The organism is Poseidonibacter sp. (assembly GCF_041821165.1).
GTDB lineage: Bacteria > Campylobacterota > Campylobacteria > Campylobacterales > Arcobacteraceae > Poseidonibacter.
Map to the genome: position 1 here is coordinate 1 of NZ_JBGUES010000200.1, position 3,948 is coordinate 3,948.

At 28.8% G+C, this 3,948-nt stretch carries 2 protein-coding genes; both read left to right on the plus strand.

The window, feature by feature from the left end:
- Nucleotides 1–15 precede the first annotated feature (15 nt).
- Entirely contained in the window at nt 16–2,796 is a 2,781-nt protein-coding gene (gene ccsA / locus ACERKK_RS11860; protein WP_373773287.1) for a cytochrome c biogenesis protein CcsA, read from the plus strand.
- 125 nt (nt 2,797–2,921) lie between these two features.
- The coding region (locus ACERKK_RS11865; RefSeq protein WP_373773288.1) for an aminoacyl-histidine dipeptidase at nt 2,922–3,948 on the plus strand (1,027 nt) is incomplete at its 3' end.

The following is a 3,948-nucleotide window of genomic DNA, read 5'->3' on the forward strand; positions in this document are numbered from 1 at the left end:
AATAAAGGATATTTCTTGAAATTAACTAGTGTCTTATTCTCATTTAAGACTACATTAATATTACTTGCATTATTAGCAATTGGGGCGGGATATGCTACTATCATTGAAAATGATTTTGGTACATCTACAGCTAGAGTTTTAGTTTACAATAACTTATGGTATGAAACAATACTTGTACTTACAACAATAAACCTTACAGGTATAATTTTTAAATACAAAATGTGGAAAAGCAAACCTAGATTTATTTTTCATAGTGCATTTGTAGTTATTCTAATTGGTGCTGGAGTTACTAGATATGTAGGATATGAAGGTATTATGCAAATCAAAGAAGGTACAACTGAAAACAGAATGTTATCACTTGAGCCTTATTTACAAATTACAATAACTGACAATGGCAAAACTTACTATAAAGAGTACCAAAAAGAGTTCACTACACTATTAAAATCTATAAATGAATTTGAACATACTATTGCTTTTGGTGATAAAAGTGTAAATATCGATTATGCTAATTTTATTTTAGCAAAAAGAGGTACTGCAAAAATGGGTATGTTAACTCTTGATGTTACTGTAAATGGTGAAACAAAAGAGATTAAACTACCAGGTAGAAGAAGTCAAAAAGGTCTTCAAAGAGATTTACAATTTGGTGATACTATAGTTTCATTAGAATATGGTTCAAAAGTATTAACATTACCATTTTCAATTAAATTAAATGATTTCCAACTAGATAGATACCCAGGAAGTATGTCTCCTTCTTCTTATGCATCAGAAGTAACAGTAATTAATGAAAATGGTGAAAGCTATGATTATAGGATTTTTATGAATAGAACATTACACCAAGGAAACTTCTTATTTTTCCAAAGTTCATATTTCCCTGATGAAACAGGAACTGTATTATCAGTTAATAATGACCCAGGAAAATGGCCTACTTATTTAGGATATTTTTTACTTACTTTAGGATTACTTCTTAACTTCTTTGATAAGAAATCTAGATTCTGGAAATTAACAAAATTTGTTCAATCTAAAAACTTAGCTTCAATTGCAATTGCATGTCTTATAGGTTTTGGTTCTGTATCTTTAAATGCTGCTGAGTATTCAGATGATGCAAATGCTAAAATCAAAGCACAGCAAACAGTTGAATACTTAAAAATGTTCAAAGAGGATTCTTTAAAAACCGCAGATAATTTTGCTCATTTAGTTACTCAAAGTTCAGCAGGTAGAATGAAACCAGTTTCAACACTAAATAGAGAAATACTTTTAAAAGTTAGTGGTAAAACAAGCTTCTTTGGTATGAACTCTGACCAAGTTGTATTAGGTATGCTTTCTCGTCCTGAAATTTGGAGAGATGTTAAAATGATTAAAATCAAAACTCCTAAATTAAAAAACTTTATTGGAGTTTCACAAGATAGAAAACTTATTGCATTCTCAGAAGTATTTAAAGATGGTAAATATCTTTTAGGTAAAGAAGCTGAAAAAGCTATTCAGACAAAACCTACTGAAAGAGGTACTTACGAAAAAGATATTATTCAAATAGATGAAAGATTAAATATCATTTATTCTGTTTATAATGGAAATTTATTTAACCTATTCCCAAAAGTTATCACTGATGTAAAACAAATTGATAATAATAAGTGGTATACACCATTAGAAGCTATGCAATCTTTTGAAGGTCAAAATAAAACTGCAATCGAAGGAATGGTTAGAGGATATATCAATTCAGTTATTGAAGCTGATTGGGATAATGCAAATAAATTTATTGAAATGATGAGAACATATCAAGAAAAAGTTGGAGCTAAAGTTACTTTAACTCAAAACCAAATTGATAATGAAATCTTCTTTAATAATCTTGATATTTTCCCAAAAATTACAATAGCTTATGTATTACTTGGTTTTATAATGTTAATTGTTGCATTCTTTGTAGTATTTAATCCAAATATTAAACCTAAGAAAACAACATTTTTCTTCTTTATTCTTTTAGCATTATTATTTGCTGCACATACATTTGGTATGGGATTTAGATGGGTTATTTCAGGACATGCTCCTTGGTCAAATACTTATGAATCATTATTGTATATTTCATGGTCTGCTGTATTTGCTGGTGTTATTTTCTTTAGAAAATCATTACTTGCATTAAGTGCTGCTGTTATTGTTGCAGGTATTTTTATGTTTACTGCACACTTAACAGGAATTGATCCACAAATTACAACACTTGTTCCAGTACTTAAATCATATTGGCTTACAATTCATGTTTCTATTCTAACTGCATCTTATGGGTTCTTTGGACTTTCTGCAATATTAGGATTTATGACATTAATTATGTTTATATTTAGAACAAATAGACCACATATTGATGATACTATTAAAAATATTACTGCTATTTCTGAAATTTCATTAATTATTGGAGTTGCAGCAATTACAATTGGTAACTTCTTAGGTGGAGTTTGGGCAAATGAATCTTGGGGTAGATACTGGGGTTGGGATCCAAAAGAAACTTGGGCTTATGTATCAATCGTAGTTTATGTAATTGTATTACACCTTAGATTTGTAAAAGTATTAAATACACCATTTGTTTTTGCATCATCTGCACTATTAGCATTTAGTACAATTTTAATGACATACTTTGGAGTAAACTTCTACTTATCAGGAATGCACTCTTATGCAACAGGTGACCCTGTTCCAATCCCTACATGGGTTTATTACGTAACTGCAATGGTATTTGTTACAATTGCTTTAGCTTATAGAAATAGAGATTTAAGAGACTCTATTTGTTATGAAGAAAATCAAAAACCTAAGAAGTAATTCTTAGGCTTTTGCCTTATTTAACTAAATTATTTAAACTTTCACAATCAAACTACTCATTAGCTTCTACAAAAGTAATTTTTTAATTATCTTTGATATAATCACAAGAAAACAAAAGGACTACTTTGAGCCAAATAATAGATATATTTAAAGAAATCACTTCAATTCCTCGATGTTCAGGTACTCATGAACCATTTATAAACTATATGAAAAACTTATGTTCAAAAGCTGGATTTTTATGTTTAGTTGATGAACACTTTAATATTTTAGTAAAAAAAGAAAATTCAAAAGCAAAACTTGCATTCCAATCTCACTATGATATCGTATGTTTAAGTGATAATTGTGTTCCAGTTTTAGTACAAGATGGTGATATTATAAGCGCACAAAATTCAACACTTGGTAGTGATAATGGAATTGGTTGTTCATATATGATACAGCTAATTTTAGATAGTGTTGATGCAGAATACCTTTTTACATCAGATGAAGAAATCGGACTAATAGGTGCAAATAATCTAAACTTAGAACTTCAAGCTCCATATATGTTAAATCTTGATAGTGAAGAAGAAGGTGGAATTTGTATAGGTTGTGCTGGTGGTGTGGATATTTTTGCAACAAACTCAAATAAAAAAATTATAGCAAATGATGAAGATTTTGACCTTTATGAAATAAGTATTTCAAAACTACAAGGTGGACATTCAGGTGTAGATATTGATAAAAATATTCCAAATGCTATAAAATTAATCGCACAAACAATCAAAGAATCAAATGCAAAACTTCTTGATATAAACGGTGGAGAAAGAATAAACTCAATTCCAGTAAATGTAAAAGCAATAATTGCTTCAAAACAAACTCCTATTGCTAGTCATGAAAATATGATTATAGAAAAAGTAGAAGCGAAATCTGAACACTTAAATATCTATGATGATAAAATCGTAGAGTTCTTATATAATTTTCAAAATGGTGTAAGATCTTTAAATGATGAATTAGGAGTTGTTCAAAACTCTATAAACTTAGCAATTATTAAAACAGGAATTGATGATATTAAAATAGAACTATCAGCAAGGTCTATGGCAAATGATGAGCTAAAAGCATTAAAAGATGAAACAATCAAAATGTTAGAAGAGCATAATTTTACAGTTACAACAGATGGAA